Below are 24775 nucleotides of genomic sequence, written 5' to 3' on the forward strand. Positions count from 1 at the left end.
ACTTTATAAAATTTGGTCTTAATTCACCCATGTAGACCAGATGGGTGTCACATTTGGCGGCAAGTCTGTCATTTTACCGAGTTCAGTATAGCTATTGTCAGGGCTGTGAAAGTCGGAGCCTGCAGAAGCCAGCAAATCAAATTCTGTTGCCAGTCGTGCCATTGTTCTCACCTCTTCCGGGTGCTGAGAGCCTGATGCAACTTCAATACCCGCCCCGCCCAGATCTTTAAATTCAGCGACTAATTTCCGACGTTTTGTCGCCGTCATTTTATACCGTGCAGGATGCGCTATCACGGCTTGTCCACCAGCAGCATTAATCCAGTTAACGGTCTCTTCGAGGCTGGCCCAATTGCCACTGACATACCCCGGTTTGTTACGAACCAAAAAGCGCTTAAACACATCCTTCATATCTTTTGCATAGCCTTTTTCAACTAAAAAGCGAGCAAAATGTACACGTCCCATCATCGTTTCAGATGCATATTGACTCGCGCCCTCATAAGCGCCAGAGATGCCGGCTTTCTCTAAACGGGTTGCAATATCTATGGCTCGCTGACGCCGATAATCTCGCAAAGCTGATAATCCTTCCTGCAAAGCCGCATTATCAATATCAATTTGCAGACCGACAATATGCACGGTCGCACCATGCCAGCTGACGGAGATTTCTACCCCAGGAATCAGAACAAGATCCTGAGACAGAGCCTCCTTCATCGCCTGTCTGATGCCTTCTGTTCCATCATGGTCTGTCAACGCAAGATGAGTAACACCTTGCTGCTTGGCGCGCGATACCAACGCTTCTGGTGTGAGCGAACCATCAGAAGCGGTGGAATGGGTATGTAAGTCAAACTGAGTCATAGGTGATATTTTACGATAGAATGCAGACATCCTGCTTGAAGTGAAAAAACGAAATGAAATTATTCTTCGATTTCCTGCCAATAGTGTTGTTTTTTGTAGCGTACAAGTTCGGCGGCGGAGAGTACACGTTTAATGGCATTAGCTATCAGTTAGAAGGTATCTATGTCGCGACCGCCGTCATGATTGTGGTCAGTTTATTACAGGTTTGCATCACTTGGTTGTTGTATCGAAAAGTCGAACGTGCGCATTTAATCACTCTGGCCTTAGTACTAGTGTTAGGCGGGCTGACGCTCTGGTTACATACCCCGGACTTTATTAAGTGGAAACCCACGGCAGTAAACTGGTTATTCGCATTAGTCTTTATAGGGGCTTATCTGTTTACCGATAAATCGTTGCTGGAACGAATGATGGCGGATCATATTCAATTACCAGCCAAAGTCTGGACTCGTCTCAACCTGGCCTGGGTCGCTTTTTTTATATTATCCGGTCTCGTTAACCTGTATGTGGCCTTTAACTATGATGAAGCTACGTGGGTTAACTTCAAATTATTTGGCATGTTAGGACTAACCATCGTCTTTGTTGTGGCACAGTCCATTTATTTGGCCAAACATGCTGTAGAAGTAAAAAAATAGGGATTGTGAATTATGTTATATGCCATTATCAGCGAAGATAATCCAGACAGTCTCAGCAAGCGTCTTGCTGCCAGACCTGCGCATTTGGAACGTCTTCAAGTACTACAGAACCAAGGCCGTCTTGTTTTGGCTGGTCCTCACCCTGCTGTTGACACAGAAGCCCCGGGAGAAGCTGGATTCAGTGGTAGTCTGGTTGTTGCTGAGTTTGACAGCCTTGAACAAGCACAATCATGGGCAGCAGAAGATCCTTATGTGGATGCTGATGTCTACGCCAACGTCACCGTTAAACCCTTTAAAAAAGTCTTACCATGAGCACCATTGACGATATCAAAACTGCACTGCAAGCCCTATCACCAGAACTGATTGAAATTGAAGATGACAGCGATAAACATGCTGGTCATGCTGGCAATACAGGTGGTGGTCATTACAACGTGCTGATTGTCAGTAACGCCTTCTCAGGCTTAACACTTATCAAACGTCATCGTTTGGTTTTTGAGCAGGTTGAATCTCTGATGAAATCGAAAATTCACGCCTTGAGTATTCAGGCAAAAACGCCTGCCGAATATCACGTGTAGCTCATACCACCATGGCTGAAAATGCTGATCTTAAGCAAAAAAACCAAGCCTTTTTGCAAGGATTAGAAAAACAACGTCTTAACAAAGATTGCCTGCGAATTATTGATTTACGAGGCAAGGTAAGCGGGGAATGTCAGGCCTATGAGTTTGGTGGCCGTCGACATTATTTGGATGATAGAGCTTATCTCCTAGTCAAACAACTCATGCAGCGTACTCAGGGCCGCTACACCGTGGCAGTCTACGAAGCCGTACTGAAAACGATCAGACAATTAGAACAGGCCAGTATCACGGATGAGCCAAGGGAAGATGACCAAACAAAAATTCAACGACTGAAGCTGGATGAGAATTTTGCCCGAGCAGAGCAACGACTGAATTTTAGTACGCCCATCAAACTTCGGATGGCAGATGTGCTATACAGCGGCCATACCGTCAATATATCTTCAACGGCCATCCGGGTCACGATCAAACGTAGTTATACATTACACATTGGCGACTCTGTGACGGTTGAATTTAGCGAGCTTGCAGAAAAACACCGGCACACTTTTCTCTCGCTTCAGCGTTATCAGATATTAAAACTGGAACACGATGAAGCCTACTCCACCCTCATTCTTACCCAAGAAAACGCGGATATGGAATTTGTAGAGTGGATGTCTGGCTTTATTGAACACCTGGCTAAACAGCGTCATATTGATACCGAGTATGAGCTACTCAATTTACAAAAAGCTTTTTATCGACGCCTTTGGGTTAATCATCTTGCTTACCCGGTATTGTGGCAAGTGCAATATGCAGACTACCCGGATTATCAGGCTATTTTTTGTGCTGCTGAAGCACACTGGCAGACGCAACATTGGCAAACCAACCTGAGTGCACTGATTGAGAGTCTGCCAGCGCCTGAGCAGAAACAACAAGAGAAACGATTGATTTTGATCGGTGACAAACGCTTATGTTTTTCTTCATTAAAATCAGACAAGCAAGTCAGCGCATTACTTAATCACGCTAATATAGAGCAACAGCACCTGTTTCTGATGCTGCGAAGCCCAATCCAAATTGATGATTCTGTGTCTGCATCATCTCTGAGCATGCTCAAGGAACATGCTCCAGCCTACGCAGAACAGCTAGCAAATAATCTGCACTATCCACAATATGCTATTCGTTTGATCGACTTACAAACCGCGCTATCAGACACCGAAATCAAATCTACACATACGCAAGAGAGTACGCCAGAATGTTATGACATCCCGATGTGGGAGTTAAATGATTTGCCTACGCCATATGCCTTGAGTCATGTTATTAAACGCCAGGTTCAGCGATATCATATCCGTACTCCGGTCACCTTACATATCAATGAGCAAGAGTGGAATAGCACCAGTGTGGATGTCTCAAGTCATGGTTTATCAGTGACGCTACCATTAAACGTTGAACTGACTCTGGATAAAGTCGTTTATGTTGATTTTCCTCGCTGGCAAAGTCAGACAAAAAAGGTCAGTCTGCAACGTATTCCCTATCAACTCAAAAATAAAAAACGCTGGGAGAACAAGTATCAACTGGGGTTTGAACGCATTCATGAGCATTGCTCCGCCAGCCAGAATCAGTTTTTTGACAACATCATTGCCAGCAACCATTCACAACTCAAACAAAATCATGATGACCTGATACAGCATCATGAAAGTCGTTTATTCCTCCCCTGCTTACTTACTACCTCAGAATCGATTCCGCTATTTCTGGGCGTCGATGAATCAGGTCAGAGACACATCTCGGTCATTGGCTGCACGGAACGAAATGGTGCTGACCAGCATACGGATAATTTCTGGCGTTCTATCGAGATTCATCTAGCTGAACTGCATGAGCAAGTAAAAGGCTTGCAGGCTAAAGAAGGTGAATCACTGAACACCGCGTTATACGGATTTGAAACCCACCATGACCAATGGCAGTGGATGTTTGATCATCAGTTTATGACGCAAAGGGATAAGGATCGTTTTCTTCAGCGTGGGCTATCAGCCAAACAATTTCATGCATTTCAATGCTTTGTCAGCCCAATCAATGACAGAGAAGCTGATGAGCAGACTGATCTTATACCGCAGCTGAACCAACAGCGGAGTCAACAAGCTCATCGCATAAAAATAATGCGTCAACAGTTATCTCAATTATTTGCACTGCTAGAACTGACCGATATAACGCAGTTAATATCGCTGAAATACGCAACAACTAACCCTGTATAGGCCTTATGCAGCCGCTATCATCATTTTATCAATCAGCACTGAGCCACAACGCGTATTACCACGAATATCTACGTCACTTCCCACATCCACAATACCCATAAACATGTCTTGTAAGTTGCTGGCGATAGTAAATTCATCGACTGGGTATTGAATTTCACCATTATCTACCCAAAAGCCAGCGGCCCCTTGTGAATAGTCACCATTCACAATATTGACACCCATGCCCATGGTTTCTGTGACGATAATGCCTTTACCCATTTTTTTGATCAGTGCAGCCAAATCAGCATCAGTACTGCTATCAATCGTTAAGTTGTGCACACCACCGGCATTACCTGTTGTTTGCAGACCCAAGCGTCGGGCGGCATAACTGTCGAGCACATAGCCTTGCAACACACCATCTAAAATAATGTCACGATTTTGTGTGGCCACACCTTCACCATCAAAGCTGGCACTACCCAAGGCTTTGAGAATATGTGGTTGTTCATGCACATGAATAAACTCAGGGAAAATTTGCTCACCTTTTTTATCCAGCAAAAATGAGGCTTTGCGATACAGCGCACCGCCGCGGATAGCTGAGATTAACTGTCCGAACAGTGAAGGGGCCATCTGAGCAGTGAATATCACCGGGTAGCTACCTGTTTTTACTTCACCGGCACCTAATCTTGATAATGTCCGTTCTGCTGCTTTTAAACCGATGGACTCAGCACTCAGAAGATCATTAGCATCACGTTTGATGTCATACCAGTAATCGCGCTGCATACCGCGTGCATCTTGAGCAATAAGCGTTGCAGACAAACTATGTCGACTACTTTGAGTCGCCCCCATAAAGCCATGACTGTTAGCATAAACACGCTGACCTGTATGACTGGAAACGGTCGCTCCTTCAGAATTTGATATTCGTGGATCGTTATCGAGACCCGCCTGCTCACATAGCGTGGCAAGATCAATCGCCTTTTCAACATCAATCGACCATGGGTGATAGAGCGACAACTCTGGAAATACAGTGGCCATTAAATCAGCATCCGCCAGCCCGGCCGCTTCATCAGCCTGAGTATGTTTGGCAATATTACAGGCCGCCCCTACAGCTTCAGTGATGGCCGCTTCACTTAAATCAGAGGTACTTGACGATGCTTTGCTATGTCCAAAATAGACCGTGATACCTAAGCCTGTATCATTGTTGTGCTCCAACGTTTCGACTTCGCGTTGACGAACCGTGACGGATAATCCTTCACTGTGGCTAAGCCCAACCTCGGCAGCACTTGCACCGCGCTTCTTGGCTTCAGTCAGTGCCATTTCCGCAGCACGTTCCAATTCAACAGTATTTGTCATTCGACTCATAGTAGTGTTCAAATCCTCGACTTATTTGTCTTTTCTCAACAGCATGACATGCTTGTTCAGTTTATTCACGGTGATGACTGTCCGCACATACTGGACAGCTTGGATCAGGTTTCAGTTTTATCTCTCGCCAACTCATGGAAAGCCCATCCAGCAGTAATAAACGCCCCGTTAAAGGTGTCCCAATTTTTGCCAGTAGTTTTAATGTCTCCGCAGCCTGAGTACCGCCGATCATGGCCAGCATCGGGGCAAAAACACCACTCTCTGAGCAGGTTTCCTGCAGTTCGCCTTTATCTTCATACAAACAACGATAACAAGGCGAATCTGCTTGACGCGGATCATAAACAGTGACTTGCCCATCAAAACGGATAGCGGCACCAGACACCAGTGGTATCTGATTTTCCCTACTGATCTCGTTTAAGAAAAAACGTGTCTCAAAATTGTCGGTGCAATCCACGATCACGTTCACGTGACGCGATGTCGCCAGCATAGCAGGCTTATCCAAGCGCTCATCAATCATGTCGATAGTGATATCAGGATTCAGAGCATGAAGCTGTTCATATGCGGAGTCGACTTTTTTTCGACCGATATTCTTATGTGTATGAACAATTTGGCGTTGTAAATTGGCTAATTCAACCACGTCATCATCGACCAGTGTTAAATGGCCTACTCCTGAGGCAGCAAGATACATCGAAACAGGCGCACCCAGTCCGCCCATCCCGATAATCATGACATGACTATCGAGCAGACGCTGTTGGCCCTCAATATCCATCTGGGATAGTAATATATGTCGACTGTAGCGGAGTAGCTGTTCGTCATTCATCGTCTGTTAACTCTACTGAATAGCCCGGCATTATAACGTGAGTTGTGCTATGACAACCCGATCGTTACCACCAAAGTCCTGGTGAGCCGAAATCTTTACAAACCCTGCCTCTGAGAATAATTGCTGCACTGCACGGGATTGATCATGTCCATGCTCAATGAGTAACCAGCCACCTGGTTTCAGACAGATCGCAGCCTGCTTGATAATCTGGCGTATATCATCAAGCCCGTCCGGTCCTGATATCAACGCAGAAAGCGGTTCAAAACGAACATCACCCTGCTGTAGATGTGGGTCATCTGCTTCGATATAAGGCGGATTCGAGATTACCATATCAAACTGAGCTGGCTGACATGCACTCAACCAGGAAGCTTGAAAGAAATGAACGTGGCCAAGCCTATAGGATTGGGCATTTTGTTGCGCTAACTTGACCGCCTGTAGATGAAAGTCACTGGCAATGATAGTGACATCAGGCCGCTCATGTGCGATGGAGAGAGCGATGGCCCCCGTTCCTGTCCCTAAATCAATTATGCGCATACCCGGCTGCAGCTTTGGCAATGACAGCGCGACCAGTAATTCGGTATCGGCTCGGGGAATAAGTGTCGAATTATTAACCGCCAGATCGAGTGACCAAAACCCCCTGCTGCCCGTAATATGCGCTATTGGCTCACCGGTTTGGCGTCTCGTGATGAGGTGTTTGAAGTCTTGCCATTGCTGCTCTGTCAGATCTGTCTCGGCATCGAGTAACAGGCGTGTTGGCGAACACGTCAACACGTGACATAACAGATACTGCACATCGACATCGGGACTGTTTGAATGAGCGAGGCAAGTGCGACCATAGGCCTGTGCTTCACGAATCGATGGCAACATTAAATCAGAACAAAGATTAAGGCGAGTATAGCAATCACACCCACACCAATACTGATTTTACGCTGCATCATCAGTTGCGCCTGAATTTGTGCCCATTGCTCCTGATGACTAGTATCAAATTCATTTTTCATTGCTGTGACCTGGTTACGAATAAGCGGCAATATTTTTTCATTCACCAACCTTTCCAGGCTTTTGGCGACCAGCGGGTTTAGATCATGTTTTAACTGGCGAAGTACCGACTCACGCACCACATTTTGCTGTTTATCCAACCATTTGGTGGCATTTTGCTCCAAAGCACGATCAATGTTTGAACTTAAGTCCATCTCTTTTAGCGTTTGCTCTAAAACCGGTTCTGCGGTTATCGACACCAATTCATTCAGCTGAATTGATAAGGATTGTTTTAAAGCGGAAAACTGTTGTTCAGTGAGCTCTCTTACCAGCTGCACAACCTCATCACGGCCAAACTGGTCTGAAGCTTCAGACTGAGTCGTTGAGCTTGATTGCAACCGTTGTTCAACATCTCGAAGTAACTCATCTTTAAATGAGGCCAGGATGACATTTATCTCTGGCTGCGCTGACTCAGAATCAGCATGAGCAGCATCAGGCAATGGGATAGCGCTGAACTCAATTTCATCTAATATACTTTCCAGCTTATCCGCTTCGGGCGGTTTGCTCAAAACAGCTGAGGCACCTGCATCAAATGCTTTTTTCTGATCAGCTTCCGTTTCATTACCTGTACAAATGACGACCGGAATATGTCCCCATTGTGGGTGTTGTTTCAGCTGGGAGGTAGCTGTCAGGCCATCCATCGTCGCCATCATAACGTCCATAAAGATGATATCCGGTAAGGTATCCGTGGTCTGTAACCATTGCATCGCTTCTTCAGCGCTACCCCATTCCACACTGCTGTAACTATGGTCACGTAGCAATTTGCTTAAGGTCATTCTGGCAACGCGAGAATCATCCACCACTAATGCCATCAATTTAGTCATGATTATCCTCTGTTGATGTTAACCGGCGCGAAACGCATCCATTTTAATCGACTCGACTTTTTTACCCATCATGATGACCTCCCCCTGATAACGCTGCTGCATATCACTGGCGAACTCAAAAAAGTAATACCGCTGCAACTGTATACGACCTTGGCGATTACGTTTAAATCGTATCTTACGCCAGAACACCGTATCGTTTAAAAAAGCCACGCCGGTATTGGCGCAATACGATTTTGCTGCCAGCGTCGCGCGTTCAGCCACACCGCGACTGTCCCACCAAAACCAGGCTATAGCAGCTAGAATGATGACTAAAATTTCGCTGTCATTCATCCTAGATCACCCCATAATGTTTGAGAGACAGCCAGAGCTGCCACCGCGGCTGTTTCCGTTCGTAAAATACGTGGTCCAAATTGTACAGCCTGATAACCGGTATCTTTTGCCATCGCCACTTCGCTATCCGCTAAACCACCCTCTGGACCAATGAACATGGTTAGCGATTGAGGCTTTGACAACTCAGTAAAGCGTGTTTCTGCTAGAGGATCCAGTACCAAGTTCAGCTCATCCTGATAATCAGATAATACATCGGCTAATGTTTGAACTGGGCTTAATTCAGGCAAAAAACTCCGACCTGATTGCTCACAGGCACTAATCATGACACCTCTCCAATGATGAAAGCGTTTATCAGCGCGGTCACCATTTAGCTGCACATTGCAACGTTCGGTTATCACAGGCACAATTTTTTTGACGCCCAACTCCACCGCTTTTTGTATAGCAAAGTCCATTCGCTCACCACGTGAAACGCCTTGTAATAAGGTGATGCCTAATGGTGATTCTTTCTGTGTTTCAATCGCATTGCCCAGGCGCACGCGTGAATGCCGCTTTTCAACAAGGGTCAACTCTGCTTCATACTCCATACCGCCACCATTGAACAAACGAATATTGGCCCCTGGTTTGAGCCGCAGCACTTGAATGGCATGACGGTGCACGTCATCCGGTAAGACAAATTCTGATTCAGAAGATGACAGTGTTTCAGTATAAAATCGAGGCATGCGCATGTTGTTGGTGTCAAAAAGCAAGTAAAGTGATAAGCAGTTTACAGATTGTCATCGATAGATTGAATCAAATTCCTTTTTTCACTGTTATACTCAAGTCATGAATATAGACCGGCAACAAATTCAACACATTGTCAGGGACGTGGCCTTCACGACCCTTCTTCCATTGACCAATAACGTTAGCCGGGATTACAAAAAAGATGGCAGCATCGTCACCGCAGCAGATGATGCAGTACAAAGCGCTCTAAGTAAAAGGCTCGCCGAACTGTATCCTGATATTGCGCTACTGGGTGAAGAAATGTCTACCGAACAGCAACAGCAGCTTTTCGATTCTGGTAAGCCAATATGGTGTCTTGATCCGGTCGATGGCACCAGCAATTTTGCTTCTGGCTTGCCTCTTTACTCCATTTCATTGGCACTAATCGAGCAAGGTAAAGTGACTTTTGCTATGGTGCTTGATCCATCGAGAGATGAGAGTTTCACTGCTCTTCGTGGTCAGGGAGCCTGGTTAAATGATTTACCTCTGCGTTTAACCTCTCCTAGTCTCAGTTTGGATAACACTATTGCCTTTGTAGATTTCAAACGGCTACCTCAAGATTTAGCGTTGAAACTTGTCAGAGATCGTCCTTTTGCTTCACAGCGGAATTTAGGTTCTATCGCGCTCGAGTTATGCTGGCTAGCAGCCGGACGGGGCCATATTTATCTGCATGGTAAACAACAAATCTGGGACTATGCAGCTGGTGACTTGATCTTGGAAGAAGCCGGTGGTTTTGCTTCGACACTGTATGGAAACCCTTCATTTCGTTACACATTAGAGCCACGCTCTTCCTGTGCTGCCATTGATGAGGCGTTATTTCAAGTTTGGCAAAATTATTTGCTGGATGCCGTGAATGGTTAGAAAATCACTGGAATTTGTCACGCCAGACTGGACAATGCCCGACCATATTCAGGCATACACAACCACCAGAAAGGGCGGTGTCAGCCCGCCCCCATACGACAGCCTTAATCTTGCCGAACACGTTAACGATACACATGAGAATGTAGAAAAAAATCGTCAACTACTTGCCTCAGCCTTGACGCTGCCGGCTTCCCCGCTTTGGTTACAACAGACGCATAGTACTAAGGTCATCAACAGTCAGGACTGGTATGAAGGCATCGAAGCAGATGCCATCTACTGTAATCAAAACGATCACGTCTGCGCCATTATGACAGCGGATTGTTTGCCTCTATTAATTAGCAATGAAGCTGGTACTGAAATTGCCGCCATTCATGCTGGCTGGCGTGGTTTAGCCGATAGCATCATAGAAACGACTATATCGCGTTTTCAAGACTCAACAGATAAACTTCATGTTTGGCTGGGGCCCGCAATTGGTCCCGAAAAATTTGAAGTCGGTCAAGATGTGTTTGAGGCATTTATCAATCACTCAGATACCGCACAAGTCGCGTTTCAGCAAACGGATAATAGCCACTATTTGGCTGATATCTACCAACTTGCCCGTTTGAGATTAAGGCAGCTTGGCATCACACAAATGTCTGGTGGCGATGCCTGTACGGTGACCGAGACCTCACGCTTTTTTTCATACCGGCGCGATGGCGAGACCGGTCGCATCGTTTCGCTTATCTGGATCGGCAATAAATAAGGTATCATTACCGGCTTAATTCAGCCTTGTTGGATCATTATGGAATTACTCATCTGGATCATCGTTTTTAGTCTGGTAGGCGGACTTTTAAGCGTCGTTGTTGCTTCATCCTTTTTATTACTGCCCGAAAAACACCGTAGTTTAACGGTGCCACATTTGGTCAGCTTTGCGATTGGTGCCATGTTAGGCGCGTCATTTCTTGGCTTAATCCCTCACGCCATCGAACATGAATACGCCATTGATGCACATGCTATCGGCTTTACCTTACTTATTGGTCTACTCAGTTTCTTCGCGCTGGAAAAAATGGTGTTATGGCGACATTGTCATAGCCATCATGGTCACGAACATATCCCTGAACTCGACAGACCCGATCACCACGGTGGTCACCATCACGATCACAAGCATAAGTCTGCAGGGCCGCTAATTCTCATTGGCGATACAATTCATAACTTTGTCGACGGCATTTTAATTGCTGCCGCATTTTTAACAGACGTGCATTTGGGTATTGTGACGGCATTAGCTATTGCCGCCCATGAAATTCCACAAGAGTTAGGTGATTTTGTAATTTTGCTGCACAGCGGCTTTAGCCGCAAAAAAGCGCTTTATTACAATATTCTCTCGAGTTTAGGCACGTTGGCTGGTGCTTTACTGGGTTATTTTGCCCTTTCTGATATGCAACAAATTCTGCCTTATGTTCTGCTTGTTGCGGCATCCAGCTTTATTTACGTGGCTGTAGCAGATTTAATTCCTGGCTTACACGATAAGGTCAAGCCATCAGAGTCTTTGCAACAAATCAGCTTGATCGCCTTGGGCGTTATATTCATCTATATCGCTCATAGCACACTACATTAAGTATGACGGGAAGGAATCCTGATAAAAAGATTTTGATTGTCGGCCCATCATGGGTTGGCGATATGGTGATGGCACAATCGCTATTTATAGCGTTGAAAAAGAACAATCCAGAAGTCACCATCGATGTGCTCGCTATGGACTGGACTCGACCGCTGCTTCAACGTATGCCAGAGGTCAATGAAGCCATCAGTATGCCCATATCGCATGGTATTTTTGGCTGGAATATGCGTAAAAAACTCGGTCAGTCATTACGAGATAAACGCTACGACCAAGCTATTGTGCTGCCTAATTCCTGGAAGTCAGCATTAATTCCTTGGTTTGCAAAAATACCGCTAAGAACGGGATGGCTTGGAGAATATCGTTACGGCTTACTGAATGATGCCCGAAAACTCGATAAGCAGGCTTTGCCGATGATGGTCGAGCGTTTTGTCGCTCTGGCGCATCCAGCGTCATTATCACGAATTCCGCCCGCTTATGAAGCACCCTTGATGCTTGCCGAGCCTGCTAATGAAGCGATTAACCCCAAACGACAGTCGGACGGTCAAAAAAGACTTATTCTCTGTCCGGGCGCAGAATTTGGCCCAGCCAAACAATGGCCAACCTCTCATTACGCCGCTTTAGCTGATTTTTTTCTTACATCCGGCTGGCAAGTGTTGATACTGGGTTCCAAAGCGGATGTCAGCACCGCTGAAGAAATCATCCATCTTTCCAGTCAGCAATCAAACAACCTTATCAGCCTGGCTGGTCAGACAAAGTTAGAAGAAGCCATCGACCTGTTAGGAACAGCCGATCAGGTGGTCTCTAATGATTCAGGGTTAATGCACATCGCCGCTGCCTTACAAGTGCCATTAGTGGTTGTATATGGTCCGACCTCTCCGGCTTTCACCCCACCTTTAGCCAGCAACGCGCACATCACCCAGATAGACATCGAATGCAGTCCATGCTTTAAGCGTACCTGCCCATTAGGCCACCATAACTGTATGAAAAAACTGTCTGTTGACAGTGTGATTGAACTAATAAAAACAACATTATGAAACCGTTAAACTCGTTTTTTTCAGACTTATCCCTTCACAATATTCGTCTATTTACGGCATTCATTAGTCTGCTGTTTTCCGTATTGGCATTCTCCACCGATCAGCTGATTAATAGCGATGGTGTTTTATACTTGAATATGGCAAAAGCTTATATAGAAGGTGGATTGGCTGCGACAGCAGCCATGTACGATTGGCCATTTTTTTCCATCTTAATTGCCGTTATTCATCAATTTACAGGTATCCAACTAGAATTGAGTGGGCAGATCATCAATAGCCTGCTTTTTGTGGTTTTTACTGATGCGCTAGTACTGATTGCTAATAAATTATTAGCTAACCTAAGATACGTCTTTATTGCATCCTTAATCATTCTCTGTTTTTCTACACTTAATGACTACCGTAGTTATATTATTAGAGACATTGGCTATTGGGCTTTTATCTCAATTTCAATCTACCGAACCATTATTTTTTTAGAAAAGCCTAATTGGCAAAATGGTATTTACTGGCAATTATCCAGCCTATTAGCCCTGTTATTCCGTGTTGAAGCTATTGTTATTATTCTGGCAACGCCTCTATTCATAGTGTTCCAACTAGGATTTAGAGATGGCTTAAAATCAGCTATTAAACTCTGTTCATTATTCCTTCTTGGTGGCGTATTGGCTGCAGCCGTATTTACTCAACAACAAGGCATGAAAAGCTCCTTTGGCAAACTCCTCAGTGTGACCGAATTTCTGGACCACTCAAGTATTACTGAGGTATTTCATGAGAAAGCGACTATTCTAGGTAAAGAGTTATTGAGTCAATATTCCGAACGCTACGGCGGGATGATTTTAGCTTCAGGCCTTGTATATATGTTACTAGCAAAAATCATTACGGGTTTATCGCCGCTAAACCTTATTTTTTTTACCATGGCTAAAGTGCAGCAAAAAACAGGCTCGTCGGAAAGTAATACTCGTCGCTTCCTGCTTTTCTTCATTGGCATCAACCTCATTATTCTGCTTACGTTCCTATTTAAACATTACTTCATCAGTACCCGTTATGCAGTCATGCTAATTACTGCTGTGGTCCTGCTTATGCTACCTGCGATGTGTCGTCTGATTGATGATTACTGGCTAGCCAAAAATAAATTTGCCCTTACACTCATCCCCTTCTTACTTCTTGCGAGTATCATTGATACCTTCACCACCAGTGTGACCAAAGGCTATATAAAAGAAACTGCGATCTGGGCGAGCCAAAATTTGCCGGAAAACAGCCGGGTTCTCACCAACGATATTTTTATTGATTTTTATTTCCATGAAAATGAGCCTAAAGCGCGGTTAAAACTCGATAGAACGCTTCAAACTAACAAGCAGTTTGATTATTTTATTGTTATCGAGAAGCCCTCTCGCGCAGAAAGAAAAAAACAATATGCTAACTGGGATTTGATGCCAATTCATTACAGTGAGAACGCTCGAGGTGATAAGGCAGTCATCTATAGGGTGTTAAATATTGACAACTAGACCACGTCACGTTCTGCAGTTATGCCATAGCTACGATCCGCCTTTTGATGATTGCGCGCGACAATATGCATCATTATTTAAAGGCACTAGTTTCCTTGTTACAACGGTCTTCCTAACGGGAGCCCCCAGAGCTGACTTGTTAGAAAATACACTGTCTGATGAGGTCATTTTTCTTGAAAGCCCAAAGCATAAACTTAAAGGACTTAAGTTATCACTACTGAAACGAGTGAAGAGAATATCTCAACAAAAACACTACGAACTTTGTATTGCACATAGGACAAAACCCACATATTTAGCCCTCATTGCCACACAACTTCCTGTAATGAGTATTCATCACGCTTTTGGTGACTTTGACCGTTTAGGAAGAAGGCTTTTTACAGAATTCTTCTCATCTCGCTTATTACTCATAGGGGTATCCAAGGCTGTATCAGCCGATATAAAACAGCACTTACCCCGTTTTCCCGTAGATGGGATCGAAACTTTATATAACAGAGTGGATATAGAACACTCAAAAAATGAGCTCTTGAGTAAAGCTAAAGCCAGAGAAATGCTAGATATTCCTGATGAATCTTATGTTATCGGTAATGTAGGCAGATTACATCCTGATAAAGACCAAGAGACACTGATTCGGGCATTTGCCAAAGCAAAGCATGCGCTCCCTGAGAATACTTTGTTAATTATTATTGGCAAGGGCAAGCTTCAACAAAAACTTCATGATCTTGCTCAATCACTGAATGTAGAAGACAACATCAAATTTATTGGCTACATCAAAGATGCGAAGCGTTACTTTACAGCCTTCGATATTTTTGTCTTGACCTCTGATAGTGAGCCTTTTGGTATGGTTGTGCTGGAAGCTATGATCGCGAATCTACCTATAATTTGTAGTGATTGTGGAGGAGCAAAAGAAATTGTAGAAAACACAGGGCTATTATTTCCTTTTGCATCTTCTGAAAAGTTAGCAGAGTTACTGGTTCATTCAGCCAATAACAGAGAGTCAACATATAGTCATGATGCTTCGCTTATGAAACTACATACTTACTTTTCTGATGAAGCTGGGAGGAGAGCATTTTGGAAATTAGAGCAAATAAAGAAAATTCTCTCACCTTAACTGATTTGTTTTTGCCAATTAATCAGTATTTAAGAATAATGCATTACTTTACATAGCAAATATATTCAATAATCAGGTCGTATAAAAATGGCAGACATAAAACACAAAAACAAATATGACTTTGACACGATATGGCAACTGGATACAGATTGGTTCGAGCCCCCAAACCACAGACGCGGTGGCTGGAGTGGTGTGGTTAAATATGTACTTGAAACAACACATGGTGCTATTGATGTGTTTATCAAACGTCAGGAAAATCATCGCACAAAAACATGGTGTCATCCTTTAAAAGGCATTCATACCTTTCAAAAAGAATATAACAATATTCTTAAACTTACGGCTAAGCATATTCCTACACTTGAACCTGTCTATTTTTCATGTGACCAGTCAAGGGCGATACTGGTTACAAAAGAGCTTCGAGATTATCAATCACTCGAAAACATTTCTCCCTCAAGCTTATCAAATGTGTCACGTAAACAATTACTGAAAGCTGTAGCTCATGTATTGGTGAATATGCACCAAGCACATTTTCAACATAATTCACTTTATCCCAAACACATTTTTGCTAAGCCAGTATCTAACGGCTGGAAGATAAAAATCATCGATCTGGAGAAAATGAAACGTACATTGTTGGTCAGACAATCGATGCTGAGAGATCTGGGCACACTAGACCGTCATGCTAATGAAGATTGGTCAATGAAAGACCGCGTTTTCTTTTTACAACAGTATTTCAATGAACAACCATTGTCTAAAAAGACTAAACAACTTTTACATAAAATTGCTAAGCCCAAAAAAGCAAAACGTCATTAGTCGTGTTGACCGACTGCATGCGATATACTTACGCACTGTTTAACTCAAAGACATATATCACATCATGATCGTTTTAGGTTTGTCTGGCGCGGTAAATCACGACGCCTCTGCTGCTTTATATATTGATGGAAAGCTTGTAGCTGCTGCTGAAGAGGAGCGTTTTCTGCGTGACAAGCACGCCAAAGGGAAAATGCCTTATGAGGCCACTAAATTCTGTTTAGAACAGGCTGGTATTCGTCCCGATCAGATTGATATTGTGGCTTTCCCTTACGCTGAGATTGGCCTGAAATCACCCGCACGCTGGCACTATGCAAAGCGCCATTGGTATGCCCCTGACCGCGCACTTACCGCTTTATTCAGCGGTAACCGTCGATATTGGCGGAATCACCGAAATGTAATGAAGTTATTAGATGATCTAGGTATCGGAGCGAAACGCGTTAAATTTGTCCCAGTTGAACATCATCTAGCGCATGCCAGTAGTGCCTACCATTTGAGTGGTTTTAAAGAAAAAACAGCCATTATCGGTATTGATGGTAAAGGCGAATATGCCACTACTTTTTTTGGTTATGGCGAAAATGGCAAGATTCATAAGATCAAAGAATTCTATGATCCGGATTCACTTGGTGGTGTCTATGGTGCATTAACAGAATATCTTGGCTTTGAAATGCTGGATGGCGAATTCAAAGTAATGGGTATGGCCCCTTACGGTGATCCGAAGCGTTTCGACTTCTCACGTTTAATTGACTACAAAAACGGTGACTTCAAGGTCAATACCAAACTGGTCAATGTCGTAGGCACTCGCCGTTACAAGAAGAATGGCAAAGGCTACTTTTTCAGTCCTGAGTTAATCGAATGGCTCGGCCCTATGCGAGAAGGCGATGAAAAAGATGAGCCTTACATCGATTACGCCGCAAGCATCCAAGACCTGTTAGAGAAAACAGCTTTAAAACTGATTGATTTTTATCTGGGTGACATTATTAAAGACACTGGCAAAATCGCTTATGCTGGTGGTGTGGCTCTCAATGTGAAACTCAACCAGCGTATTATTGCCATGTCCGGTGTCAAAGAACTGTTTGTACAACCGGCGGCAAGCGATGCGGGTACTGCCATTGGTGCGGCCAGTTATGCTTCACAATTATCCGGTGTACCCGTAGAAAAAATGGAGCATGTCTACTTAGGCCCAGCCTATACCACTGAACAATGTATTGAGGCCTGTGAGCAATACGAACAGCCAGTTAAATGGGAGCGAATGAACAATGTCACCGCCGAAACAGCTAAAATTCTAGCTGATGGTAATCCAGTTTCCTGGTTCCAGGGGCATATGGAGTTTGGACCTCGCGCTTTAGGTAATCGAAGTATTCTGGGTTCACCGAGTCATTCAGGCGTAGCTGACAGAATTAATGCCCAGATTAAATATCGTGAACGTTGGCGCCCCTTCTGTCCTAGTATGCTGGATACAGTTGCACCAGAAATATTACAGACAGATCATCCTAGCCCGTATATGACATTTACATTTGATGTGGCTGAAAGTTGGAAGTCGCGTATTCCTGAAGTCGTGCATGAAGATGGTACGGCTCGGGCTCAAATTGTCACTCAAGCAACCAATCCTCGTTACTACTCACTGCTGCAGGAAATGGAGAAACTCACGGGCAATGGTGTGGTCTTAAATACCTCGCTGAATCGCCGCGGAGAGCCAATGGTATGTAGCCCAACTGATGCATTAAATATGTTTTTCGGTTCTGATCTACAGTATTTAGTGATGGAAGATATACTCATCACAAAGTAGATTGATTTAATCCATATAGCTCAGCATATACTCAACACGTTTTTTCCAGGTGTAGTGTTGGCTTATTTTCTGCTGTCCCCGTTTAGCTATAGCTAAACGGGCATCATCATTACTCAAATAATAAAGCACTTTTTCTACCAGCTCTTTTGAGCCCTTAAACGTCTCAATTTCCAAACCAATCTCGAATAAATCTGCCACTTCATCACAATAATCTGTTAAGACAAAACACCCTGCCGCCATTGCCTCAAAGATTCTTAAATTAACACCAGTTTCAGCTGCATAGAATGGTCCTCGAGTGATATTCAATACAATCTTAGAACTGACAAGATGCTGATAAAGTTCTTGTCCCCATAACGGTTTGTCATCAACTTTCTGTTGTAAAGCAGGTGACATTATTGATTGATTTCTTTTCCATCGATTTCCCTTGATAGAAACATAATCAGCAATATGTTCCAGCATAAAACAACGTCTCAGATCAGCGCTACCTACAAATAAAACGTCATGCTGATACTTAGCTGGCTCAGCTTCAACCAGATTAGCCCCAAAAGGTGAAAATATCGTATTAATATTTTTTCGATTGAAAAACTCTGTCACTACTTTTGAAAATGAAAATACGCGATCATAAACACGGACTTCATTCTCAATAAAATAGATAAACTCTCTACGCTTTGAATATAGATTGCAGCTATCAGTATCGTATAAATAGAGTTTTATACCTTTAGTTTTAGCTAAATCTGCGAGGTGGTTGGGTTTAATAAAGCGATATAAAAAACCTATAACAAAAATACTGTCAGGTTTAATTTCCTCAATTAATGATAACAACGACTCAAAACGTTTCTTGGGTAAGTAATAAAAACTATTTTTCTCAGATAGTTTTCGTTGTACTTTTGTGAAAGCTGAGCGAGGCTTATATAAGCTGATATTCTCCAACTTAGCTAAATCATAATATTCTGAGTTGTCTATACAAGCATGAATATCTCGACCGAGAGTGGCACCACCAATTCCATCCAGAATTAAAATTTTCTTGTCCGTCACCAACCAATGTCCTTATATTGCTTTTATAATTTTCTGTATGCTGGGTTGGTTAATAAATTGCTTTGATAACAGGCGTTGAAACTTTTCCCATTTCCGTTCAATCTTTCTTTTGCCGAAAAACCGAACATAACTGCTAATCGGAATAATATCCGAGTTACCGATATTATCGATAATCAAACACCTCATGCCATCATTCCGCTGCTGCAAAACCATATTTTTCGGTTTGAGTGTCATGGTAATAATGTTCTGTTCTAACAGGTCCTGTTTCAATCGGATTAGAGCCTGACTGATGGGTTCGACTAATGCAGAAGTCGATGCCAGATTATCCAGATAAAACTCTAATGTTTTTGAAACCTGACCATCCTCGTCACGAATCAAATCAAACACCGCACCAGATCCCATATTGGTGTCTTCATTACCATAGAACTTTGGCAAACTTAGCCAGTCGATATTTCGCTGTTGTAAAAATCGATAATAGGCCTGTTCACGACGTGTTTCTTCCTCACCACGTAAAACGACCACTTTGACGCATTTTGATGAATCATCAGGATGCACATGTACTTCTCTGTGCAAGCCTTTACCGACTAGAGTCGTGTTGGATAACTCAAGCATTACCATACCCGTTAGGATTTTGACTCTGCCAACGCCACGCATCGGTGACCATATCTTCAAGTGATTTTTCAGCAGTCCATCCAAGTAGAGATTTGGCTAATGTCGGATCCGCATAATTAGTGGCGACATCACCTGCCCGTCGTTCAACAATTTGATACTTCACTTGTTTATTTGAGGCTTGCTCAAAAGCTGCAATCACTTCAAGTACGCTGTAACCTTGACCAGTACCAAGATTGACCGCTTTACAACATGGCGCTGTTGCTTCAGATTCCAGCCAGTTAAGTGCTTCAAGATGTCCTCTAGCTAAATCCATCACATGAATGTAATCACGTACGCCTGTACCATCTACTGTGTCATAGTCACCTCCAAACACAGACAGGCACTCTCGTTTACCAATCGCAGTTTGTGTCACATAGGGCATTAAATTGTTAGGAATGGCACTGGGGTCTTCACCGATTAGGCCCGACTCATGCGCCCCTGCCGGATTAAAGTAGCGTAGCAATACAACACTTAATGTGTCTGGTGTGGCTTTTACCATATCCGCCAGAACTTCTTCTATCATCAATTTGGTGCGCCCATACGGATTAGTCGCGGATGTTGGAAATGTTTCATTAACAGGCATGGAAGCCGGGTCACCATAGACCGTGGCTGAAGAACTAAACACAAAATTCTTCACGGAGAACTGTTGCATTACTTCTAGTAAGACGAAAGTAGCATCAAGATTATTCTGGTAATACATCAAAGGGAATGCGCATGACTCCCCCACCGCTTTCAGGCCAGCCAAATGAATAACAGCGTCAATAGGATGCGTATTAAAAATACCTTGTAGGGCGGTTTTATCCCGACAATCGGCCTTATAAAAAGCTACTTTTTTTTCAGTAATCTGGCTGACACGATCCAATGCAATAGATGAACTATTACTGAGGTTATCCACCACCACAACCTCAAAACCGGCTTCTAATAGCACCACACAAATATGTGAGCCAATATAACCTGCGCCACCGGTAACCAATACCGTTTTTGTCATTACTTTTCCCTTTTTTGTTTTGCCAGTGATTTAATCACTGTGGCAGCCTGCTGCGGCATACTATACAAATCTTCTGTTGCGGCATAATGAAGCGCTTGCTGCGACCAATACTGTAACTTGTCTTTATCTAACATTTCTGCCAGATCTAAAGCCGTTTTTTCTGCACTCTCAGCGTCGCTAATAACCCGTCCCGCATCTGCCTTAGTCACGTGTTTGGTGTAACCACAGACATCAGATACCAAGCTTGGCAGCCCTGCCACCATGGCTTCAAGAATCACCGTACCTGTATTTTCTTTTCTTGCTGGGTGAATTAACAGATCGGCCGCCAGCAAAAATCGGGGAATGTCGGAACGTCCCCCAAGAAATGTCACTTGCTGAGCAATAGAAGCTTGCTGTGCCTGGCGTTGTAGATAACGGTTATCACCGTCACCTATCACCATTAACTTCGTTTTATCTTTGAGTTGTTCCGGCAACTTAGCTAGCGCGGCAATGGCTCGATCAACGCCTTTGGTTTTAAAGCCAGTCCCCACCATCAGTACTAACCATTCATCTTGGGCAATATTAAATTCAGCACGGACTTGCTGACGAATGTGTTCAGCATTGGCAGGACGCTGCCTGTCACGGTCAATACCTGGCGGTAAGCTGATTAAACGATTTTGAGGTGTCTGATAATGTTGTTCGAACAGCGCTTGTTGCACATCAGAAATCATCATCGACACAGTATTTGACTGCTTGCCAAAAACGGCTTCTTCACAAGCTTTATAAAATTTTACACGTCCGGAAAACTGTAAAAGCGCATACAGAGGATGTGACTTAATACGATCGATATAACAAGGGTCTGCCGCGTAATAAACATCCAGCCCCGGCATTTTATTAAATCCAATGACCAGGTCATAATTTTGCTGATGTAATTGTGGCAAAAGCTGATCAATATAGGATTGTAACTTGGCGTGGTTGCTCCAGCCCTTGGTTTCAATAATATGCACATTAAACTGCTCAGGGACGTCCCCTTGCCATTCCATCACATATACGTCGACCGTATCATCAGCTTGCAGGCAGCATTGCATGATATTCATAAAATCACGAGCAAGTCCGCCAAAAGGGAAAAACTTATATAAACAGACCGCGTATTTCATAAACGTGTATTTTGTCCCTGCAGCATAACTCTGAAAAAGGCCTCCAACTCAGGATTCTTCCAGTTTTTCAGAAAGCGTTTTTTATCTTGCAAGTGAGCCATGATCGCTTGTTTTTTATTGCCATATTCTCGCATAGCATCTAAATCAATAAGCCTGATTTTACCTTGCTTATCTAATAACAAGTTCTGCGCTTTCATATCACCATGGCCAACTTGCATTGTGTTCAGATCTGAAAAGATAGTTTGAATCTGACTCACTTCTGATTCCGTTGGCATGCGTTGCTGGTAAACATCTAACAACTCCTCGGCCTCATGGTATTCGCTAATAAAATAAGCTGTTTGTCTCAATGGACCCATGCGCTTTTCAATAAAGGCGAGAGGCTCGGTTGTCGGAATACCAGAAAAAACCAGTAAATTAGCATTGCACCATGATGCCGCGGCCCGGCTTGGTCGCCAGCAGCGGCTTATGGCATGACCCAGATTCTTAATATTATAACGTTTGATAACGACCTCACGGCCAGCCAGCTTTGTGCGTACAACTGTCGCCGTATTACCGGCTTTTAATACCTGAGCGCCAGCAAATAATGCCTCAATATCACGGACGGACTGAAGTTGACTCTGTTGCCAGAAATCTCGTTTTGCTGCGACCTGCCAATGAATATTCTTTTGATAATACGTCATCGTACATGGACGAAAACATTTCTTAAGAAATTGTGTTTTACGTTGCTGCCATGTTTTGTCTAACAGCTGACTAAACTGTTGCTGCTCATCGGCCGAATAATGCCAACCACGTCCTTCATAATAGGCTTTAAGCAAAGGCATCAAATGACTACGCTGTTGCAATGAAAACTGGGCAAATAGTCTGGCCAAGTTTGTCAGGCTAGTATCTTTATCAAGTGCTTTGCCGTCACCTGACTGTTTCACAGAGCCCAGATCGATAAGCACAATCTCATCACCGCTGAGTAATAAATTATCGAGATGAATATCATCTTGATAAATACCGCCTAAGTGCAGAGTCAACATTAACTTTGATAGCAATGCCAAGCGCTCAGTAACCGCCGAATCAAGATGAAACGCCTGGCTGTTTTCAATATAGTCATACACCAGTGCTGAACCATATGGCTCAGAGACCGAGAGCAATAATTTGGGTGTTTTTACTGTCACAGGCTTGACCGCATCAACACCTTGTAACTCCCGCTCAAAGTCTTTTTGGGCTTTTGCTTGATTGGCAAATAATTTAATTACGACATTTTTGCCGTGACTATCTATGGCTTTCATGGCCAAGCGGCGCTCAGGCAAGTCACGCAGAATTTGCACACACTGATAGTTGTTTTGTTCTAATTGCAGATCAAACGGCAATTGCGGTCGGCTATCAGTGCTGATAATGGCATTAATATCTGACATATTATTCAGCATATAATTTATCTGCCCGCAGTTTAACCTGCTGCCATAGGTCAGCATATTGAGATAGCGCCTGGCGCAAAGGTAGCTGAGTATAGGTTTTGATAAAGCGGAACAAATCTCGCTGGGTCAGCAGCACTTCATAAGCAGAAAAATATAAACTGCCCAAATCCTTTATTTGCCAGCGTAATGGCACTTTTTTCCGAATTTGAGCACGGTGCAGGTCAATTAAATATATCGGCATTGAGGGCTGATAAACATTGGTCTCAGCAAACGACTTATCCAGTAAAAAATGACAAAGATAAAAATCCCGATGATTCATACCATTTTTATGCATGGTCCCAGCGATATGGGCTAGTTTCTGGATTAAATCGTATTTGCTTTTGAATGACGGTGGTGTCTGTCGCCACTGCTGCCCCAGATATTCCAGACTCATGGTATCGGTCAAATCATCAGTAATCACAAAAGAATGGCGTTTGGCTGGATTCCATCCTTTTTCGCCATAGCCGGCTAAGGTCATGGTATCCAGATGATGAGACTGTAAAAACTGCACCGCCTGCCATTCATTTCTGGCACTGATAATCGGTAAGCGTAGAGACAACAGGTTTTTGAAAATTTCTTCCCAACCTACACCTTGATGATATTTTAGAAAGTAGCTGTGTTGTTCGACCTCGAAACGTAATGTCCGCCGCCCTTCTTTGTCACGAAAGATTTCACCCGGCATGGTCTGCAACCAAGGAAAGATAGCTTTATTCCGCCAAGCCTGGGCTAAGTCTTCACGTAAATACAGTGTATGTGTTTTCATTCAGTTTTATGATGTGATTCAGTCAAACTCAGTCTTGCCTCAAAACCGCCAGTCAGTCTGAATTTTGTTAAACTGTCGATGTCGAAAAGTGAGATGTTATCATCACTACACCAGTTTAAGGGGAAGCCGTGTCATTTAAAGCCACTATCGTACGTCATCAGGCGATGATCGAAAGTCTGTTTGCACTTGAACCACAAGTCACAGCACTTGCTGCCCGAATTTCAGATTGTGTAAAACAAGGCAATAAAATTCTGTTCTTTGGCAACGGTGGCAGCGCCTCTGATGCGCAACATTTAGCAGCAGAATTTGTGGTGCGTTATCACAAAGACCGTCGACCCTATGGTGCCATCGCTTTAACTACAGACACCTCAATTCTGACGGCTCACAGCAATGATTATCAGTTTGATACGGTCTTTGATCGCCAGATTCTCGCTTTGGGACGCCCAGGCGATATCGCCATTGGATTATCCACATCAGGTAATAGTGGCAATGTTATTAACGGAATCAAGACGGCTAAGGAGATGGGTATCTGGACCTGCGCTTTCACCGGTGAAGGTGGTGGTCAGCTAGCTGACATTGCTGATGAGTGTGTGGCCGTTCCCGTCAAAGAAACCGCTCGGGTACAAGAAGGACATATTCTGATTGGTCACTGGTTGTGTGAAACCCTCGACGAGACAGACTAAATTT

At 43.8% G+C, this 24775-nt stretch carries 26 protein-coding genes; 13 read left to right on the top strand and 13 right to left on the bottom strand.

What is annotated here, in order from left to right:
* Positions 1 to 18 precede the first annotated feature (18 nt).
* Positions 19 to 852 (bottom strand): PHP domain-containing protein, encoded by an 834-nt coding sequence (locus tag B3014_RS14550; RefSeq protein ID WP_289244586.1) that lies wholly within the window; start codon positions 850 to 852, stop codon positions 19 to 21.
* 53 nt (positions 853 to 905) lie between these two features.
* On the opposite strand from B3014_RS14550, the gene B3014_RS14555 reads away from it, so the two are divergent.
* Genes B3014_RS14555 through B3014_RS14570 form a run of 4 tightly spaced genes read left to right on the top strand, consistent with a single transcriptional unit; the run spans position 906 to position 4278 of the window.
* Positions 906 to 1484 carry a septation protein A gene (locus B3014_RS14555; protein WP_289244585.1) on the top strand — a complete coding sequence of 193 codons (579 nt, stop codon included), beginning with the start codon at positions 906 to 908 and terminating at the stop codon, positions 1482 to 1484.
* Positions 1485 to 1496: 12 nt separating this feature from the next.
* Positions 1497 to 1796: a YciI family protein gene (locus B3014_RS14560; protein WP_289244584.1), complete on the top strand. Its 300-nt coding sequence runs from the start codon at positions 1497 to 1499 to the stop codon at positions 1794 to 1796.
* Positions 1793 to 2059 (top strand): BolA family protein, encoded by a 267-nt coding sequence (locus tag B3014_RS14565; RefSeq protein WP_289244583.1) that lies wholly within the window; start codon positions 1793 to 1795, stop codon positions 2057 to 2059. The genes B3014_RS14560 and B3014_RS14565 overlap by 4 nt, the downstream gene beginning before the upstream one ends.
* An 11-nt stretch (positions 2060 to 2070) precedes the next feature.
* Complete coding sequence (locus B3014_RS14570; protein WP_289244582.1) at positions 2071 to 4278, top strand: PilZ domain-containing protein; 2208 nt, start codon at positions 2071 to 2073, stop codon at positions 4276 to 4278.
* A gap of 3 nt (positions 4279 to 4281) precedes the next feature.
* On the opposite strand, the gene pmbA is transcribed toward B3014_RS14570, so the two are convergent.
* From pmbA to B3014_RS14600, 6 genes are all read right to left on the bottom strand, one after another.
* Entirely contained in the window at positions 4282 to 5616 is a 1335-nt protein-coding gene (gene pmbA / locus B3014_RS14575; protein ID WP_289244581.1) for a metalloprotease PmbA, read from the bottom strand.
* 61 nt (positions 5617 to 5677) lie between these two features.
* The gene (locus tag B3014_RS14580; RefSeq protein ID WP_289244580.1) at positions 5678 to 6436 is read right to left on the bottom strand and encodes a HesA/MoeB/ThiF family protein; all 759 of its coding nucleotides are present in this window, start codon (positions 6434 to 6436) and stop codon (positions 5678 to 5680) included.
* Positions 6437 to 6466: 30 nt separating this feature from the next.
* Complete coding sequence (gene prmC / locus B3014_RS14585) at positions 6467 to 7303, bottom strand: peptide chain release factor N(5)-glutamine methyltransferase (protein WP_289244579.1); 837 nt, start codon at positions 7301 to 7303, stop codon at positions 6467 to 6469.
* On the bottom strand, positions 7303 to 8295 hold the full coding sequence (locus tag B3014_RS14590; RefSeq protein WP_289244578.1) for a response regulator: 993 nt from the start codon (positions 8293 to 8295) through the stop codon (positions 7303 to 7305). Before B3014_RS14590 ends, prmC begins: the two co-directional genes overlap by 1 nt.
* Before the next feature lie 18 nt (positions 8296 to 8313).
* The gene (locus B3014_RS14595; RefSeq protein WP_286305661.1) at positions 8314 to 8625 is read right to left on the bottom strand and encodes a DUF3301 domain-containing protein; all 312 of its coding nucleotides are present in this window, start codon (positions 8623 to 8625) and stop codon (positions 8314 to 8316) included.
* Entirely contained in the window at positions 8622 to 9344 is a 723-nt protein-coding gene (locus tag B3014_RS14600; RefSeq protein ID WP_289244577.1) for a 16S rRNA (uracil(1498)-N(3))-methyltransferase, read from the bottom strand. Before B3014_RS14600 ends, B3014_RS14595 begins: the two co-directional genes overlap by 4 nt.
* A gap of 103 nt (positions 9345 to 9447) precedes the next feature.
* Between B3014_RS14600 and B3014_RS14605 the strand changes: the two genes are divergently transcribed.
* The 8 genes from B3014_RS14605 (at position 9448) to B3014_RS14640 (ending at position 18073) form a co-directional block, all read left to right on the top strand.
* A complete protein-coding gene (locus tag B3014_RS14605; protein WP_289244576.1) occupies positions 9448 to 10245 on the top strand; it encodes an inositol monophosphatase family protein in 798 nt (265 codons plus the stop codon).
* The gene (gene pgeF / locus B3014_RS14610) at positions 10238 to 10987 is read left to right on the top strand and encodes a peptidoglycan editing factor PgeF (RefSeq protein WP_289244575.1); all 750 of its coding nucleotides are present in this window, start codon (positions 10238 to 10240) and stop codon (positions 10985 to 10987) included. The genes B3014_RS14605 and pgeF overlap by 8 nt, the downstream gene beginning before the upstream one ends.
* Positions 10988 to 11026: 39 nt before the next feature.
* Complete coding sequence (locus B3014_RS14615) at positions 11027 to 11839, top strand: ZIP family metal transporter (protein WP_289244574.1); 813 nt, start codon at positions 11027 to 11029, stop codon at positions 11837 to 11839.
* A 2-nt stretch (positions 11840 to 11841) separates the two neighbouring features.
* A complete protein-coding gene (gene waaF, locus B3014_RS14620; protein ID WP_289244573.1) occupies positions 11842 to 12873 on the top strand; it encodes a lipopolysaccharide heptosyltransferase II in 1032 nt (343 codons plus the stop codon).
* Positions 12870 to 14369 carry a hypothetical protein gene (locus B3014_RS14625; protein WP_289244572.1) on the top strand — a complete coding sequence of 500 codons (1500 nt, stop codon included), beginning with the start codon at positions 12870 to 12872 and terminating at the stop codon, positions 14367 to 14369. The genes waaF and B3014_RS14625 overlap by 4 nt, the downstream gene beginning before the upstream one ends.
* A gap of 136 nt (positions 14370 to 14505) precedes the next feature.
* Entirely contained in the window at positions 14506 to 15477 is a 972-nt protein-coding gene (locus B3014_RS14630; protein ID WP_286305668.1) for a glycosyltransferase, read from the top strand.
* Positions 15478 to 15564: 87 nt separating this feature from the next.
* A complete protein-coding gene (locus tag B3014_RS14635; protein WP_289244571.1) occupies positions 15565 to 16287 on the top strand; it encodes a lipopolysaccharide kinase InaA family protein in 723 nt (240 codons plus the stop codon).
* Positions 16288 to 16351: 64 nt separating this feature from the next.
* The gene (locus tag B3014_RS14640) at positions 16352 to 18073 is read left to right on the top strand and encodes a carbamoyltransferase family protein (RefSeq protein ID WP_289244570.1); all 1722 of its coding nucleotides are present in this window, start codon (positions 16352 to 16354) and stop codon (positions 18071 to 18073) included.
* A 6-nt stretch (positions 18074 to 18079) separates the two neighbouring features.
* Here B3014_RS14640 and B3014_RS14645 read toward each other — a convergent pair whose 3' ends face one another.
* Genes B3014_RS14645 through rfaP form a run of 6 tightly spaced genes read right to left on the bottom strand, consistent with a single transcriptional unit; the run spans position 18080 to position 24088 of the window.
* Positions 18080 to 19108, bottom strand: coding sequence for a CgeB family protein (locus B3014_RS14645; RefSeq protein WP_289244569.1), 1029 nt, complete (start codon positions 19106 to 19108; stop codon positions 18080 to 18082).
* A gap of 12 nt (positions 19109 to 19120) precedes the next feature.
* Positions 19121 to 19720: a YrbL family protein gene (locus tag B3014_RS14650; RefSeq protein ID WP_289244568.1), complete on the bottom strand. Its 600-nt coding sequence runs from the start codon at positions 19718 to 19720 to the stop codon at positions 19121 to 19123.
* A complete protein-coding gene (gene galE / locus B3014_RS14655; protein ID WP_289244567.1) occupies positions 19713 to 20747 on the bottom strand; it encodes a UDP-glucose 4-epimerase GalE in 1035 nt (344 codons plus the stop codon). The genes B3014_RS14650 and galE overlap by 8 nt, the downstream gene beginning before the upstream one ends.
* Entirely contained in the window at positions 20747 to 21883 is a 1137-nt protein-coding gene (locus B3014_RS14660; protein WP_289244566.1) for a glycosyltransferase family 4 protein, read from the bottom strand. Before B3014_RS14660 ends, galE begins: the two co-directional genes overlap by 1 nt.
* Positions 21880 to 23286: a protein kinase domain-containing protein gene (locus tag B3014_RS14665; protein WP_289287013.1), complete on the bottom strand. Its 1407-nt coding sequence runs from the start codon at positions 23284 to 23286 to the stop codon at positions 21880 to 21882. The genes B3014_RS14660 and B3014_RS14665 overlap by 4 nt, the downstream gene beginning before the upstream one ends.
* Before the next feature lies 1 nt (position 23287).
* Complete coding sequence (rfaP, locus tag B3014_RS14670) at positions 23288 to 24088, bottom strand: lipopolysaccharide core heptose(I) kinase RfaP (RefSeq protein ID WP_289244564.1); 801 nt, start codon at positions 24086 to 24088, stop codon at positions 23288 to 23290.
* 128 nt (positions 24089 to 24216) lie between these two features.
* Between rfaP and B3014_RS14675 the strand changes: the two genes are divergently transcribed.
* A complete protein-coding gene (locus B3014_RS14675; protein ID WP_286305676.1) occupies positions 24217 to 24771 on the top strand; it encodes a D-sedoheptulose-7-phosphate isomerase in 555 nt (184 codons plus the stop codon).
* Positions 24772 to 24775 lie beyond the last annotated feature (4 nt).

The organism is Methylophaga sp. UBA678 (assembly GCF_002299105.1).
Classification (GTDB): Bacteria; Pseudomonadota; Gammaproteobacteria; order Nitrosococcales; family Methylophagaceae; genus Methylophaga; species Methylophaga marina.